This is a genomic window from Halomonas sp. AOP25-F1-15 (assembly GCF_052378675.1).
GTDB lineage: Bacteria > Pseudomonadota > Gammaproteobacteria > Pseudomonadales > Halomonadaceae > Vreelandella > Vreelandella casei.
Genome location: NZ_JBQSXV010000005.1, coordinates 201,747 through 215,833 on the forward strand (window position 1 = coordinate 201,747; position 14,087 = coordinate 215,833).

A 14,087-nucleotide genomic window follows, 5' to 3' on the forward strand; every position below is an offset into this window, starting at 1 on the left:
CTAGCGCTTGTGGCTCGCCTTGGCGACTGTCAGTGGGTAGCCGGCAAACGAATAATGCTGCATGTTAACGTGTTTCCAATCGGAAACAAGTTTCTTGATCACTCCTTTGCGAGCTTGATCAGGACATGGTTTCGTTAGGAGCCCAGCATTGCACGCAGTTATAAAAAAAGCAGCATACGCTATGAGCAAGCGACATCACCCTATGAGCTGACTAAGTATATAGTGTAAAACATGCGTGATAACTCCGTGACAGCGGCATGTTTGATCGCCAAAGTGTTCTTACAGACAGTGCTTAGGAATAGTTCTTAAAAGCAGTTCTTAGAAACAGTTCTTAGAAGCAGTTCTTAGGATCGGCATTCCGTCTGTCATGTATAGCCAATAAATGCAACAAATCTAAGGGTGAGGAGAAGCGCGTGGAAATGTTAACAAACCTGTTAGGGGCCATTAATGGCGTGGTCTGGGGGCCGCTCATGCTGGTTCTGCTGCTGGGCGTGGGTATATACCTGCAGCTTGGCTTGAAACTGATACCGATCAGAAAACTCGGCATGGGCTTCAAACTAATGTGGGCTGGTCGTGAGTCCAAGGCAAGCGCTGATAAAGTCGCATCAAAAGGCGATGATGGAGAGATATCGCCTTTTGATGCTTTGATGACAGCGCTTTCTGCCACGATCGGGACCGGTAATATTGCCGGTGTGGCTACCGCCATTGCGCTAGGTGGCCCCGGCGCGGTTTTTTGGATGTGGATTACTGCATTAGTGGGTATGGCGACCAAGTTTGCTGAAGCAGTCTTGGCCGTTCGCTACCGTGAAACCGATAGCACAGGTTTCCACGTCGGCGGACCGATGTTTTATATCAAAAATGGCCTAGGCAAAAAGTGGCTGTGGTTAGGTGGCGTATTTGCTTTTTTTGGCGCTGTGGCAGCGTTTGGAATTGGTAATACTGTCCAGTCCAACTCCGTGGCAGATGCTATGGACATCACTTTCGGCGTACCTCACTGGCTGACGGGCGTCGTTATTATGGTATTGGCCGGTGCAGTGATTCTGGGTGGTATCAAACGTATTGCTAAAGTCGCCGGTAAACTGGTGCCGATTATGGGGATTGCCTACGTGGTGGCTGGCCTGCTGGTGTTGATTATCAACGCTGGTCAGATTGGCGAAGCATTTGGCTTGATCTTTTACTACGCCTTTAACCCGATGGCGGCGGCCGGTGGCTTTGCTGGCGCTGCTGTCATGGCAGCCATTCGTTTTGGTGTAGCCCGAGGCATCTTCTCTAATGAAGCAGGACTGGGTAGTGCACCTATTGCGCACGCAGCGGCAAAAACTAAAAACCCGGTACGCCAAGGGTTGATTGCCATGCTGGGTACCTTTATCGATACGATTATAGTGTGCACGATTACCGCATTGGTGATTTTGACCTCTACCGTGTGGATGGAGGGAGAGGCTGGCGCATCGCTGACCGCACTCTCATTTGATGCAGCGCTACCCGGGTATGGTAATCAGATCGTAGCGGTGGCGTTGGCTATTTTTGCCTTCACCACCATTCTTGGCTGGTCATTCTACGGGGAGAAATGTTGCCAATTCCTATTCGGAACCGGCTCTATCATGATCTATCGGGTGCTGTTTGTATTAGCGATCCCGCTAGGGGCTATTGCGCAGTTGACCTTTATCTGGCTAATGGCTGATACCTTTAATGCAATGATGGCGATCCCCAACTTGATTGCTCTAGCACTACTTTCACCAGTAGTCTTTAAACTGACCAAGGACTATTTTGACGGCAAAGACGTGTTGCCGGGTGAAGAGCTAGACCACGATCAATAATGCGCTAAGCGCTTGATGCGCTATTGAGTGCATGGTGTCAGTCATTACAGAGGCGGGAAGACACTTAGTCGGTGGCTTCCCGTTCTCTTTTAAGTGATCCATTTAAGTGATCCATTTAAGTGAGGAAGTCTCATGACAACGTTAAAGCAAACGCCGCTTCATGCATTACATTGTCGGCTAGGTGCAAAAATGGTGCCTTTTGCTGGTTACGATATGCCGGTGCAATATCCGCTGGGTGTTAAAAAAGAGCATGAACATACGCGCCATCAGTGCGGTCTGTTTGATGTTTCGCACATGGGGCAAATTCTGGTCTCAGGCGACAACGTAGCGCAGGCTCTTGAAACGCTGATACCCGCTGATCTCGTCGGACTGGAAAAGGGCGCTCAGCGCTATGGGATTTTCACCAGCGCTGAAGGCGGAATCATTGATGATTTGATGCTGGTGAATGCCGGTGATCATTTTTATCTTGTCGTTAACGCCGCCTGCAAAGATCAAGATTTGGCACATTTGCGGTTGAGTTTGTCAGCGACCCATACTATCGAGCCCTTAGAGCGCGGATTACTGGCGCTGCAGGGCCCGCTGGCACGTGATGTGATGCAGCGGCTTTGCCCCGAAGCTTGCGAGCTGGTGTTTATGCAGCACGGCCGCTTTATCATTGCAGGCCAGGAAGTGTGGGTTAGCCGTAGCGGCTATACCGGCGAGGATGGCTTTGAAATATCCGTCGCCGCCGATTTCTGCGAAGAGTTTGCTGAACGACTGCTTGCCGAGCCCGAGGTCGAGGCGATTGGGCTGGGCGCGCGTGACTCGCTGCGGTTAGAGGCGGGGCTGTGCCTCTATGGCCATGATATGGATATGCAAACCACGCCGATAGAGGCTGGGCTCATTTGGGCAATTGGCAAGCCGCGTCGTCATGGCGGGGAGCGTCCGGGTGGCTTCCCAGGTGCCGATGTGATTTTGCATCAAGTCGATACCAAAGATCATACCCGCAAGCGTGTAGGACTTTTGGCTGAAGGCCGGGCGCCGGTGCGCGAAGGTGCCCCATTGGTAGATGAGGCAGGCAATGACGTAGGAATAGTTACATCGGGTGGTTTTGGTCCCAGTATCGGTACGCCGGTTGCTATGGGCTATGTGAACCGCGAGCAGGAAGCCCCGCAAAGCGTTGTGTATGCGGTCGTGCGCGGTAAACAGCTGCCGATGGTGGTGACGCCCATGCCCTTTGTAAAAGCGGGCTATTATCGCGGTTAATAACAGCACGCCGCGCAAGGCGCTAGCATGTTTCTAGCGTCTTGCGCCGCGGATTAAAAGATAAGCTGGGCATAGCGACATTGAAACGTGTTCGCCGTCGCTTGGGAGTACGACGAATAAGCGCAGGCGCGAATACAGCTCAAAGGCGTTGCTTCGTTGTTAACCGCTGAATTAGTATGGCTGCATCTGTGATGCTTAGGAGTATCGACTTGTGTCCACCTCTCAGGGGACGCGTCGTCCCATCAAAACCCGTGACCATCGTTTCGCTCAACGTATTACTGTCTGGCTGAGTAAACGGCAGATCTCTCCCAATCAGATTTCCCTTGCGAGTATCGGCTTTGCAGCGTTCGCTGCTCTGATGTTGGTGTTTTGGCGCCATGCGGTAGGGGGTGCCGATTGGCTGCTGCCGATAATGGCTATTGCCGGTATTCAGGGGCGGCTGCTGTGCAATCTTTTCGATGGCATGGTCGCCATGGAAGGTGGCAAGTCAACGCCTTCTGGTGAGTTGTACAATGACATGCCTGACCGGCTTGCAGATACCTTGCTGCTTGTCGCCGCGGGCTATGCCGCCGCAAACTGGCAGCCAGCCGGTATTTGGATGGGCTGGCTGGCGGCTATGCTAGCGGTGGCAACGGCCTACGTTCGTGTGTTGGGTGCTTCTATGGGTGCGCCTATGCGCTTTCTCGGGCCTATGGCTAAGCAACACCGTATGGCGCTATTGACCGCCGCCTGCTTAGTTAGCGTATTGGAATCTTTTTGGTGGCCGAAGGGTGTCGCTATGTTTGTGGTGACGCTAGTGTTTGTTGTTGGCTGTACCTGGACGATTGCGCGCCGTACCCGCGCTATTCATTGCTATCTTGTGGATCAATCGCATGTTATCAGCAGCGATCCTGAGCGGGCGACAGAGCAGGGTGCGGATCATGTTTGAGATTGCACCCCATGCACGAACGGTCGTGCTTGCTGTGCTGGGGTTGCTGTGCGTGGCCAGTTTGTCTCGACTGTGGTTGGCGCAGCAGAACCCGACCCGGGATTATCAGGAGCTAAAGCTGCGTATTCGCTCCTGGTGGTGGATGATTGGTCTGCTATTTGTTGTGCTGATGCTCAATCGCCAAGCGGGAATTGTGTTCTTTGCATTTCTTAGCTATTTAGCACTTAAGGAATTCTTTTCGATTGTGCCGACCCGGCTCACCGATCGTCGCGTGTTGTTTTGGGCTTACCTGGCCATTCCGCTGCAGTATTTCTGGATATGGCATGACTGGTACGGCATGTTCAACGTGTTCGTACCTGTTTATGTATTTTTATTCCTGCCTGTACGGATGCTGCTGCTGGGTGACAATAATGGCTTTATCCGCTCAGCCGGTGTTATTCATTGGATGGTGATGCTAGCTGTTTACTGTATTAGCCACCTGGCCGCGCTATTAACACTGCCGGTGATAAATCATGCTGCAGGATATCTTGGCCCCGTTCTTTTTGTGATCTTTCTGACTCAGTTCAATGACGTATGCCAGTACATTTGGGGCAAACAGGTGGGTCGACGCAAGATTATTCCCTTAGTGAGCCCGAATAAGACCTGGGGAGGTTTTATTGGTGGCTGTGTCACGGTGACGCTTTGCTCGGGCATGATTGGTCCTTATCTAACGGGACTTTCCTGGCAACTGAGTTTGGTGGTTGGGGCGATGATTGCGGTGGCAGGCTTTTTTGGCGATGTCGTCATTTCTTCTGTCAAACGCGATCTAGGTATCAAGGACACGGGGCAGTTAATACCTGGTCACGGCGGCATTCTGGATCGACTCGATAGCATTATTTATACCGCGCCTATCTTCTTCCACTTCTATCGCTATTTTGCTTATTAAGGGAACCGCCATGAAACGCTGGCTGAAGATACTGTCTTTCATGCTTGTGGTTAGGCCTCTCATTATCATTGTTATTGGGCTTAATGTTTATCAACGCGAGCGGCTGCCTAAGCAAGGGCCGCATGTCATTATCGCCAATCACAATAGCCATCTTGATACGCTGGTGCTGATGAGCCTGTTTCCGTGGTCGCAGTTACACCGGGTTCGTCCTGTCGCGGCAGCGGATTACTTTCTCTCCAATCGCTGGCTGGCTTGGTTTTCGACGAACGTGCTCGATATTATCCCAGTGCATCGTGATGGCAGCGCTGAGCGCAAGGATTTACTGGCGGATTGCCAAACGGCACTGAAAGCTGGCGATATACTTATCCTATTCCCTGAAGGCAGCCGCGGTAAGCCTGAGTCGATGCAGCCAATGAAAAAAGGCGTTTATCACATGCTCAAGGAAACCCCGGAGATTGGTGTAACCCCGGTGCTACTAAGAGGCTTAGGGCGTGCGCTGCCCAAAGGCGAAGCATTACTGGTGCCACGTAATTGTGATGTGGCGGTGGGAGACAGCATCTATGCAGACCAGACGGCTGAGGGCTTCATGGGAGCAGTGGATGAGGCTTTTGTAGAGCTTAAAGCTCAGTGTCAGGGCAGTGCCTGGCTCGATGAAGGTTTATGAGCCACCGGCCAGGCTGTGTGTTTATATTCCGCTTGACTCGTCTATCTAAGTACCTGCCTAGGGTCGATAGGCTTGCCGCCTTGGCGTAAATCAAACAATAGGTCATAGCGCTGAGTCGAATCGCTTTGGCCTATTTCGCACAGTGCGTCACCGGCGCTGACCTGCTGTCCTACCTTAACCAAGATACGCTCACACAGGGCGTACACGCTTTGCAGATTATCGGCATGGTGCACGATGACCACCTCGCCTAGCTGGCGCATCCCGTTGGCAAAGCGAACCTCTCCTGGTGCCACGGACTGGGCGCGGGCACCGGCTTGAGTAGCCAACAACATGGGCTGTAGCGTGCCTCGGCTATCAGGGCCGAACCGGCGAACCACGCGATAATCTTCAAGCGGCCAGGGCCAGCGTCGTGCTGATGCGGGCAACGGCTGGCTGGGTGCACTGACGGCTGTCGGCGGGCTAGCGTTTGACGATCCGCCGCTTGAGCTCGCTGAGCTTCTCGTCGCCGTACTGCTTAGCGGTAGGCTAATGACTTGGCCTACTCGTAAGCTGGTAGCTGATGTGCCCGCGTTGGCACCCTGAATACGTCCACTGGTGGTGCCAAAATGCCGCGCGATGCTTGAAAAAGTATCACCGGGTCGAATTTGATAACGATAAGGCCCGCCGGAAGGCGCACGCTCTTGCTGAGTGGGAATCAATAGCCGCTGGCCGACTTCAAGGCGGCGTGCATCGACGCTTGGATTAAAGCGCTGCAGACGCTCTAGCGGTACGCTAGCTCTTGCGGCCAATTCCCCCAGGGTATCGCCACGGCGTACTTGCACCCAGTCGCCGCTGAGCTGGCTGGCGCTAGGTGCTGCTCCTTGAGACGACGATTGCGGGCCGCTGGCACAGCCGGTTAGCATCCCCGCAAACAGACAGCAGCCCAGTAGGGCTGTCAGTCGTGCGCGGTTCGGTCGTCCAGCAGGCCATCTTTTTCCAGCCAGAGTGCATTGATCCATGTGTGGAAGCGTTCCTTATGCTGCTTTTCGTCGTGGTGGTCTGGTGTGTTAACCCACAAAGGAATGTCTAGTTGCCGTGCGTATAGCGCAATGGGGGCTTCTTTACCGCACAAAAATCCCCAAAAAGTGGGCGACGAGTTGGTGTAGCTTATCGTCACATCTAGGATACCATCCAATTGGTTTCCTAGCAGGCTAAGTACCTGCGCCACACCGCCTGCCTTAGGGCGCAATAAGTGGCGATAAGCACTCTGCTGCGCTTCGCGTTTGGCGACGCTAAAGCGCGTACCCTCAACAAAGTTAAAAATGGCAATCGGAGTGTTGCGGGCCTGTTGGCACATACGCTCGGTCGCTGCACGATCAATGACGGCTAATTTAGGATTTTTGGCTATCTGCTCTCGACTAAATCGACGCATAAAAGGAAATTCTAGCGCCCAGAAAGCCATCCCGACGATAGGAATCCAAATTAATTGGCGCTTTAGAAAAAAGCGAGGCATTGGAATACGCCGGTGCAACGCCATAAGTAGCATGAAAATATCAGTCCAGCTGCGATGATTGGATATCACTAACCAGCTTTGTTGAGGGCTAAGGTGCTCGGGGATGCTGAAGTTTACGTCAGGTTGAAGCCAGTGACGCATCCACCATAAGTTACAGCCAATCCAGTTAAGCGCGACCGCATTTAAGCCACGCAACACGCGCTGCTTGAGCCGTTGCCCCGGCGTTATGATTTTCAGCAAGGTCAGTAGAATAAGAGGTACACCCCAAACCAGCGTGTTGAGCACCAGCAGCAGTGTGCTAACCAGCCCTTTTACAATAGGCATACCACGTTTCCTTAACGTCAGATCAATCGCTTATTAATCCTGAATGCTAAAGGATCAAAGCCACGCTGCCCAGCATTAACAGCAAGGTTAGCTTCTAGGAAACGGTTCTTTAGCCGTGAGGCGTCGATGGTGCCTGAACGGTTTCAAGTAATACGTTGCGCAGCGCATGGGCGGCGACTGATAGTTCTTGTTGAGTCAGTATGCCTACTTGGCAAGAAATGCCGGGCGCTGTGAATGGTATCGGGAGCACACCATTTCCATTACTTCTTCGTTGATGACATCGTGCACGGTAATATTGATTTTATAATATTGCTGGCGAAATCTAACCAGCGCAGCGGGTAGTAAATTATAGGCAAAGGCAGGCATTGCCGCGATGCTTAGACGGCCAAGCTGCAGCGTAAAGCGCTGACCCAGCCGCTCTTCGGTATTGTCCCACTGGGCAAGAAGGTGTTTGGATAGCGGTAGCAGCACTACGCAGTTTGCGTACTAGCGGCAATGTTGATTACTCAACCACAACAATGTGAGGCATAACAATGGCAGGTTTCGATAAGCGCGTATCTTCATATGAAGAGGCAATGGAAGGTATCGAAAACGGTATGACGGTGATCGCTGGCGGCTTTGGCCTATGCGGTATTCCAGAAAACCTCATTGCTGAAATTAAGCGACGTGGCGTTAATGACCTTACCGTGGTTTCCAATAACTGCGGTGTTGATGGCTTTGGCCTGGGGTTGCTCCTTGAAGAACGTCAAATCAGTAAGATTCTGGCTTCTTATGTCGGCGAGAATGCTCTATTTGAGCAACAAATGCTCAACGATGAGATTGAAGTGGTATTAACCCCTCAGGGCACCCTGGCAGAGAAAATGCGTGCAGGCGGGGCGGGTATTCCGGCGTTCTATACCGCGACGGGCTACGGCACGCCCATTGGAGATGGCAAGGAAGTACGTGAATTTAACGGTCGACACTATATTTTAGAAGAAGCGATTATTGGTGACTTCGCCATTGTGAAGGGCTGGAAGGCCGACCGCTATGGCAACGTTATGTATCGTCATACGGCGCAAAATTTTAATCCCATGGCCGCCACCGCAGGAAAAATCACCGTGGTGGAAGTTGAAGAAATCGTTGAGCCAGGTGAGCTTGAGCCTAGCCAGATCCATACGCCGGGCATTTATGTGGATCGGATTATCCAGGGCACGTTTGAAAAACGCATTGAAAAACGCACGGTGCGCAGCTAATCCGTTGGTTCTTTTAAAATATTTATTTTTCAAATGTCCTTTAGCTGCTCACTTATCGATTCAATAAAGAGGAAGTCACCATGGCGTTAACAAGAGAACAAATGGCTCAGCGTGTCGCACGTGAACTGGAAGATGGCTTTTACGTCAACTTGGGCATCGGTATTCCTACGCTAGTAGCCAACTATATTCCAGACGGTATCGACGTCATGCTGCAGTCTGAAAATGGTCTGTTGGGGATGGGCCGTTATCCCGCCGAAGACGAGCTTGATTCGGACATGATCAATGCGGGTAAAGAAACGGTAACGGCGCGCCCCGGCGCAGCGATTTTTTCTTCGGCAGAATCTTTTGCCATGATTCGCGGCGGTCACGTGGATCTGACCGTACTCGGCGCTTTTGAGGTTGATCAGGAGGGAAACATTGCGTCTTGGATGATTCCGGGCAAGCTGATCAAAGGCATGGGCGGTGCTATGGATCTGGTTGCTGGCGCGGATAATATTATTTGCACCATGACCCATGCATCTAAGCATGGCGAATCCAAACTGCTGACAAAATGTGAGCTACCCTTGACCGGTGCTGGGTGTATTAGCCGTGTTTTAACCGATCTGGCCTATCTTGAAATTAAAGACGGCGCTTTTATTCTCAAAGAGCGCGCCCCAGGTGTCAGCGTCGAAGAGATTGTTGAGAAAACGGCGGGCAAGCTGATCGTTCCAGACCACGTGCCCGAAATGACCTTTGACGCCGAATAATAAGCGGGTAGCTTACATTACTTGAATGGCGTAAGGCGGGCTCGCTAAGGGCGACGTCTACGCCATTTCGCAGCGGGTGTGATCAGGCAGAAGTACCTCAGCAATGCGGCCATGAGCGCTTTCAGTTTGCGTTTGAACCAGCGACAAGCCGCCTAGGCAAACCCGATGCTCATCGCCCTCGCCAAACACTACTTTTTGCGATGTTGTGGGGTAGAAGCGGTGGTCAAGCAGTGGCGAAATAGCAAAGACACCATTTTGATGCTCGTTTAAACCTGGCATGCCTAGCTCGTGGAGTTTTTGATCCAGAGCTATTAATGGCTCGCCCAGCTGCGTGCAATCAAAGCCTGCATGATGCAAGCGCGGGCCCATAACAGCCAGCCAAGCGGCAAGCGGATGAGCCGATAGCAACTGTTGATAAAGCTCCCACGATGGCATGGGCCAGGGCCTGCCACGGCACAGCAAATTGTGGCCTTTGCAGTCCTGTGGATGCGATTGCTGTACCAGCGCTTCGATCGCTTTGCGTGGAGCCTTTGATAGCGTGCCCATTTGTAGTTCGGCCAGTACCAGCCAACTGCCGCCATCGCTCGGCGCTAAAAGGCTAACCAGGAGGCCTTTGTCAGCCATTGCATAGCGGCCGATTGGTCGATACCCCATACGAGCCAAGCTTCCCGTTAGGGCAGTGGCGGCAAAAGGGCCATGATTAAGGGTCACTAACGTTAGGTAGTCGGCGGTGGTCGAGAGAGGCCAAAGCCTCAGCGCTCCGATGTCGGAATGCGTATGTATATAGTCAAGCCACAGCTGCTGAACAAACTCATTACGCTGCATGGTGAACTCCTTGCCCAAAAGCGGCGCACCCTAGCGTGAGCCGTTGAGTCACTGCTCATTATAGGCAAGTGCGAGAGGCAAGAGTTCAACGGGTATTAACGAACGTTTTAACGCTAAGCTTTTAAGACGGAGAACAAACTAGGTTAATGTCAATAATGTTAATATCAACAATGTTCCTGACAACAATGTTCCTGACAACAATGTTCATGGCAACAATGTTCATGGCAACAATGTTCATGGCAACAATGACCAGCGTTAACCAGCTAGCAGCTGTTTGTCGCGCACAAACTGGTCAAACTCCGTAAAGCCGCCAACATGTACCTGATCGACGAACACCTGAGGTACTGTATGGATAGGCTTACCCGCAGTTTTGGCAATATCTTCTTTTGTCACGCCTTCGGACGGCATGTCGACATAGCGGTAACCTTCAATTTTACCGGCCTTTTCTAAGTGTTCCGCGAGATGCTTTGCACGCACGCAGAAAGGGCATGACATTCGACCAAAAATAACCACAAACATAGATGGCACTCCTTTACGATAGGCTGGACAGGCTGCTAACAGGCAATAATTGCGTGATAAGTTGCCTTAGTTACGCGATAAATGAGCGCCTATTGTGACTGAGCCCAACGCTTTTCGCCAATAGACGCTCACTACGCTAGCTATAATTGACGGTTATCGGCCCGTAAGTACTCTGTAGTGATAAATGTCATCGCAATCAACCCTGACGAAAGGAAAATGCCTATGCCTTCTCAAGCGACTACCGCGCCGCGTGTTGCGTTGGTAACCGGTACTAGCAGTGGTATCGGTGCTGCTGTGGTGGAACATTTTTGCAAGCTAGGGCACCAGGTGCTCGCGGTAGATTTTAATCCAGCGGGAAAGGCTGTTGCGGAAAAAGCGGGCGCTGTGTTTTATGAAGCCGACCTGAGCAATCCGGATGCGTGCCGTGGGGCCGTAACTGAGGCGGTCAAGCGTTTTGGTAGTGTCGATATACTGGTCAATAATGCGGGTATTCAACATGTTGCCTCCATCGAGACGTTTCCCGAAGAGAAGTGGCACCAGATCATTGATTTAATGCTGACCGCACCATTTTTACTGACCCAGGCAGCATGGCCGCACATGCGAAAAAAGGGCTGGGGTCGAATTGTTAACGTAGCGTCAATCCATGCGCAGGTGGCATCGCCGGGAAAAGCGGCTTACACCAGTGCTAAGCACGGGATGATTGGTTTGACTAAGACGGCTGCGCTTGAAGGCGGGGAGCAAGGTATTACCGCAAATGCAGTTTGCCCAGCCTATGTGAAAACGCCGCTAGTGGATAATCAGATTGCCGACCAGGCCAAGCTGAATAACATGGATGAGCAGGATGTTGTCGAAAAAATAATGCTAAAACAGGCTGCGATAAAGCGCTTAATCGAGCCTGAAGAGGTTGCCCAGTTAATCGCTTATCTGGCCTCTGATGCGGCGGGCGCCGTCACCGGCTCCAGTTTTAATATTGATCTAGGCTGGACGGCGCACTAATCGCGCATAGCTTTCAGTCCGCTGCCAATCTTGCACGGTCGTCGGTGGTTAATCTAACGACGTACCGGGCGTTTTTGAAGCTTACGCTGAAGGGTGCGACGGTGCATGCCTAATGCCCGAGCGGTGGCAGATATATTGCCGTCGTGCTCTTGCAGCACTTTTTGAATATGTTCCCAAGTAATGCGGTTAATTGATGGAGGGTTGTCCGCCAGTTCAATGTCGGGATCACCGCTTTGGCGCTCAAAAGCAATCAATACATCGTCTGCATCCACCGGTTTACATAGGTAGTTTGCGGCGCCGAGCTTAATGGCTTCCACCGCCGTGGCAATGCTGGAATAACCGGTCAGCACGACGATGCGGCAATGGGGCGAGATAGCCAACAGTTCAGGCAGCAGCTTTAGGCCAGAACTATTTTCAAGCTTCAGGTCAAGAGTCGCCATGGTGGGCAAGTGCTGTGCGGCCATCGTAATCGCCTGCTCCGCATCGTGAGCAACAGTAACGCTATAGCCGCGCCGCGTGAGTGCGCGATTTAAGACATGACAAAACATTTCGTCGTCATCAATGATCAGCAGGCGTTGCTCTTGAGTTGGCATGATGTCCTTAATCCATTGCTGGAGATGCTTTAAGCGTGCGTCGATTAATTAGGCGCCGCGCAGCGAGGTAGCGTTACTTCTGTCAGCGTACCTCCTTCGGGGTGATTGTACAGGCTCACACCGCCGCCAAAGCGGTTGATGGTGGCATGCGTTAAAAATAAGCCGATCCCCATCCCTTTGCTTTTAGTAGAAACGAAGGTTTCGCCTAACTGGTCGGCAATCGACATGGCAACGCCGGGGCCATGGTCGCGAATATCAATCACCACATTATCGCCCTGCCAGTCTAGGCGGATCGCAACTTGGTCCGGGTTTGCATCAGCGGCGTTGTTGAGTAAGTTCATGAGCGCTTGGTCAAGAGTGGCATCGACCGCTAACCAGGGGCGCCCACGCTTCTCGGTCACGCTAAACAGGTGGTTCACGTCTGGCCGCAGCACTAGCCAGCGCTGTACCACTCCTGCTAGCCATGTTTCAGCATCAAGCACTTCAGGTTCAGCCATCCGCCGACGATCAGCATTTAGCACTAAATTTTGTAAGCGTGATTTGCATACGTCCACCTGCTGGCGTAGTAGCACGATGTCTTCATGTAGCACTGAGTTGGTAGGGGCGTCACCCTGCATTTCTTTGAGTAGAATGGCCATAGTAGACAGCGGTGTTCCCAGTTCATGCGCAGTGCCCGCGGCTTGAGTGGCCACCGCCAGAACCTGTTCGTTTCGCAGCGCGGCTTCACGCGTGCGCGACAGCGCTTGGTCACGGCTGCGCAGGGCGTGGGCCATTTTATAAATAAAGAAAGTCACGAGTCCTGCAGACAGGCCGAAATTAAGCCACATGCCAAGCACGTGCAGGTTAAGCAGATCGTCGCTATTAATATGCCCCAGTTGATGAATCGGATGATACAAAAACATTAAAAACGTATAGCCGGCCATCGAGCACGCGGCAATGATCCATGCATGGCGCCAAGGTAGGGTGGCTGCCGCAATGGTAATAGGCACTAAGTAATAATTAATAAAGGGGTTGGTAGAGCCACCCGAAAAGTAAAACAGCAGCGTCAAACCGGTGATGTCAGCGAGTAAGTGCAGTAGGTACTCAATATGCGTCACCGCTCGAGGGCGTCCCAGGCGCCACCAGGTGGCAATGTTGAGCGCGCCCATGGCAATGACTACGCCGACAACAGGAGTGACCGGTAAGTCGAAGGCCAGCAGTTCAACGCCGACAATGATGGCGATTAAAAAGCCTGTCCAGGTGATGCCACGTACCATGGTGAGTCTCACCAAGTTACGGTTGGGTGTGGACAGCGGAAGAGGAAGGGCGGTTTGCATGATACGTTTACTTCGTTTTGGCTTTTAAACCGTGAATGACAAACTTGATAAACAGCGTCATCACATAGGTTGCCCAGCCGGCAGAGGCCAGTATATTAAACAGCAGCATTTTAGGCGGCAGCCAGGCACTACTCAGCAAAGCAGCGAGCATAATGTGGAAGAACATTGCGAGTAAGAGCGGTAGTGCTAAAATATGTATCCACATATCGGTGCGCCGTTTGCGAATATGATAGCGGTGCAGTAAGTAGCGCAGTGGCCGGTGAGCCCAGCTAAAAACCACCAGAGCGCCGATCACCAACAGTATGGCAAGCGTGGGTTCAGTGCTGCCGATATGGACAGACAGCGAAATAGACCAGGCGAGACTAAGCCACATCAGTCCTTCTAGGCTGGCAATAATGTCTGCATAGCGACGCACGTTCTGCATAAACAATCCGATCCTTGCCGATAAACCTGCTTGTGAAAACA

Annotated in this window: 16 protein-coding genes; 8 read left to right on the top strand and 8 right to left on the bottom strand. The window is 52.1% G+C overall.

Annotated features, from left to right (window positions below; genetic code table 11):
• Positions 1-413: 413 nt before the first annotated feature.
• The 5 genes from ACT3TF_RS11490 to ACT3TF_RS11510 all read left to right on the top strand — a co-directional run bounded on the left by ACT3TF_RS11490 (position 414) and on the right by ACT3TF_RS11510 (position 5,579).
• Positions 414-1,817 carry an alanine/glycine:cation symporter family protein gene (locus ACT3TF_RS11490; protein ID WP_441683730.1) on the top strand — a complete coding sequence of 468 codons (1,404 nt, stop codon included), beginning with the start codon at positions 414-416 and terminating at the stop codon, positions 1,815-1,817.
• A 132-nt stretch (positions 1,818-1,949) separates the two neighbouring features.
• Positions 1,950-3,062, top strand: coding sequence for a glycine cleavage system aminomethyltransferase GcvT (gcvT, locus tag ACT3TF_RS11495; protein ID WP_444672246.1), 1,113 nt, complete (start codon positions 1,950-1,952; stop codon positions 3,060-3,062).
• Between the two features lie 211 nt (positions 3,063-3,273).
• The gene (locus ACT3TF_RS11500; protein ID WP_444672247.1) at positions 3,274-3,990 is read left to right on the top strand and encodes a CDP-alcohol phosphatidyltransferase family protein; all 717 of its coding nucleotides are present in this window, start codon (positions 3,274-3,276) and stop codon (positions 3,988-3,990) included.
• Positions 3,983-4,915 (top strand): phosphatidate cytidylyltransferase, encoded by a 933-nt coding sequence (locus tag ACT3TF_RS11505; protein WP_096280165.1) that lies wholly within the window; start codon positions 3,983-3,985, stop codon positions 4,913-4,915. The genes ACT3TF_RS11500 and ACT3TF_RS11505 overlap by 8 nt, the downstream gene beginning before the upstream one ends.
• 10 nt (positions 4,916-4,925) lie before the next feature.
• Complete coding sequence (locus tag ACT3TF_RS11510) at positions 4,926-5,579, top strand: lysophospholipid acyltransferase family protein (protein WP_096280163.1); 654 nt, start codon at positions 4,926-4,928, stop codon at positions 5,577-5,579.
• 41 nt (positions 5,580-5,620) lie between these two features.
• Here ACT3TF_RS11510 and ACT3TF_RS11515 read toward each other — a convergent pair whose 3' ends face one another.
• The 3 genes from ACT3TF_RS11515 to ACT3TF_RS11525 form a co-directional block, all read right to left on the bottom strand.
• On the bottom strand, positions 5,621-6,481 hold the full coding sequence (locus ACT3TF_RS11515) for a M23 family metallopeptidase (RefSeq protein WP_096280161.1): 861 nt from the start codon (positions 6,479-6,481) through the stop codon (positions 5,621-5,623).
• Between the two features lie 32 nt (positions 6,482-6,513).
• Entirely contained in the window at positions 6,514-7,395 is an 882-nt protein-coding gene (locus ACT3TF_RS11520) for an acetyltransferase (RefSeq protein WP_444625471.1), read from the bottom strand.
• A gap of 204 nt (positions 7,396-7,599) precedes the next feature.
• Positions 7,600-7,866 carry a LysR substrate-binding domain-containing protein gene (locus ACT3TF_RS11525; RefSeq protein ID WP_444672248.1) on the bottom strand — a complete coding sequence of 89 codons (267 nt, stop codon included), beginning with the start codon at positions 7,864-7,866 and terminating at the stop codon, positions 7,600-7,602.
• A 62-nt stretch (positions 7,867-7,928) separates the two neighbouring features.
• Here ACT3TF_RS11525 and ACT3TF_RS11530 point away from each other — a divergent pair, with 62 nt between their 5' ends.
• Together ACT3TF_RS11530 and ACT3TF_RS11535 are read left to right on the top strand one after the other, a co-directional pair.
• A complete protein-coding gene (locus ACT3TF_RS11530) occupies positions 7,929-8,627 on the top strand; it encodes a CoA transferase subunit A (RefSeq protein ID WP_444625470.1) in 699 nt (232 codons plus the stop codon).
• 80 nt (positions 8,628-8,707) lie between these two features.
• Positions 8,708-9,373, top strand: coding sequence for a CoA transferase subunit B (locus ACT3TF_RS11535; protein WP_444672249.1), 666 nt, complete (start codon positions 8,708-8,710; stop codon positions 9,371-9,373).
• Positions 9,374-9,430: 57 nt separating this feature from the next.
• On the opposite strand, the gene ACT3TF_RS11540 is transcribed toward ACT3TF_RS11535, so the two are convergent.
• Together ACT3TF_RS11540 and ACT3TF_RS11545 are read right to left on the bottom strand one after the other, a co-directional pair.
• A complete protein-coding gene (locus tag ACT3TF_RS11540; protein WP_444672250.1) occupies positions 9,431-10,198 on the bottom strand; it encodes a DUF1338 domain-containing protein in 768 nt (255 codons plus the stop codon).
• A 255-nt stretch (positions 10,199-10,453) separates the two neighbouring features.
• The gene (locus ACT3TF_RS11545) at positions 10,454-10,717 is read right to left on the bottom strand and encodes a GrxA family glutaredoxin (protein ID WP_096280151.1); all 264 of its coding nucleotides are present in this window, start codon (positions 10,715-10,717) and stop codon (positions 10,454-10,456) included.
• Positions 10,718-10,939: 222 nt separating this feature from the next.
• Here ACT3TF_RS11545 and ACT3TF_RS11550 point away from each other — a divergent pair, with 222 nt between their 5' ends.
• On the top strand, positions 10,940-11,713 hold the full coding sequence (locus ACT3TF_RS11550) for a 3-hydroxybutyrate dehydrogenase (protein ID WP_444672251.1): 774 nt from the start codon (positions 10,940-10,942) through the stop codon (positions 11,711-11,713).
• 53 nt (positions 11,714-11,766) lie between these two features.
• Here the strand turns inward: ACT3TF_RS11550 and ACT3TF_RS11555 are convergent, their stop codons facing one another.
• The 3 genes from ACT3TF_RS11555 to ACT3TF_RS11565 are packed head-to-tail and all read right to left on the bottom strand — an operon-like array spanning position 11,767 to position 14,046.
• Entirely contained in the window at positions 11,767-12,306 is a 540-nt protein-coding gene (locus ACT3TF_RS11555) for a response regulator transcription factor (RefSeq protein ID WP_096280147.1), read from the bottom strand.
• 44 nt (positions 12,307-12,350) lie between these two features.
• Positions 12,351-13,622 carry an ATP-binding protein gene (locus ACT3TF_RS11560; protein WP_441683712.1) on the bottom strand — a complete coding sequence of 424 codons (1,272 nt, stop codon included), beginning with the start codon at positions 13,620-13,622 and terminating at the stop codon, positions 12,351-12,353.
• A 7-nt stretch (positions 13,623-13,629) separates the two neighbouring features.
• Positions 13,630-14,046, bottom strand: coding sequence for a hypothetical protein (locus ACT3TF_RS11565; protein WP_096280142.1), 417 nt, complete (start codon positions 14,044-14,046; stop codon positions 13,630-13,632).
• Positions 14,047-14,087 lie beyond the last annotated feature (41 nt).

Excerpts from the sequence above, each read along its gene's own strand:
- ACT3TF_RS11520 (WP_444625471.1), bottom strand. The coding sequence starts at position 7,395 with ATGCCTATTGTAAAAGGGCTGGTTAGCACACTGCTGCTGGTGCTCAAC.
- gcvT (WP_444672246.1), top strand. The coding sequence starts at position 1,950 with ATGACAACGTTAAAGCAAACGCCGCTTCATGCATTACATTGTCGGCTA.
- ACT3TF_RS11560 (WP_441683712.1), bottom strand. The coding sequence starts at position 13,622 with ATGCAAACCGCCCTTCCTCTTCCGCTGTCCACACCCAACCGTAACTTG.
- ACT3TF_RS11510 (WP_096280163.1), top strand. The coding sequence starts at position 4,926 with ATGAAACGCTGGCTGAAGATACTGTCTTTCATGCTTGTGGTTAGGCCT.
- ACT3TF_RS11505 (WP_096280165.1), top strand. The coding sequence starts at position 3,983 with ATGTTTGAGATTGCACCCCATGCACGAACGGTCGTGCTTGCTGTGCTG.
- ACT3TF_RS11555 (WP_096280147.1), bottom strand. The coding sequence starts at position 12,306 with ATGCCAACTCAAGAGCAACGCCTGCTGATCATTGATGACGACGAAATG.
- ACT3TF_RS11530 (WP_444625470.1), top strand. The coding sequence starts at position 7,929 with ATGGCAGGTTTCGATAAGCGCGTATCTTCATATGAAGAGGCAATGGAA.
- ACT3TF_RS11565 (WP_096280142.1), bottom strand. The coding sequence starts at position 14,046 with ATGCAGAACGTGCGTCGCTATGCAGACATTATTGCCAGCCTAGAAGGA.
- ACT3TF_RS11535 (WP_444672249.1), top strand. The coding sequence starts at position 8,708 with ATGGCGTTAACAAGAGAACAAATGGCTCAGCGTGTCGCACGTGAACTG.
- ACT3TF_RS11540 (WP_444672250.1), bottom strand. The coding sequence starts at position 10,198 with ATGCAGCGTAATGAGTTTGTTCAGCAGCTGTGGCTTGACTATATACAT.
- ACT3TF_RS11550 (WP_444672251.1), top strand. The coding sequence starts at position 10,940 with ATGCCTTCTCAAGCGACTACCGCGCCGCGTGTTGCGTTGGTAACCGGT.
- ACT3TF_RS11545 (WP_096280151.1), bottom strand. The coding sequence starts at position 10,717 with ATGTTTGTGGTTATTTTTGGTCGAATGTCATGCCCTTTCTGCGTGCGT.
- ACT3TF_RS11515 (WP_096280161.1), bottom strand. The coding sequence starts at position 6,481 with ATGCTAACCGGCTGTGCCAGCGGCCCGCAATCGTCGTCTCAAGGAGCA.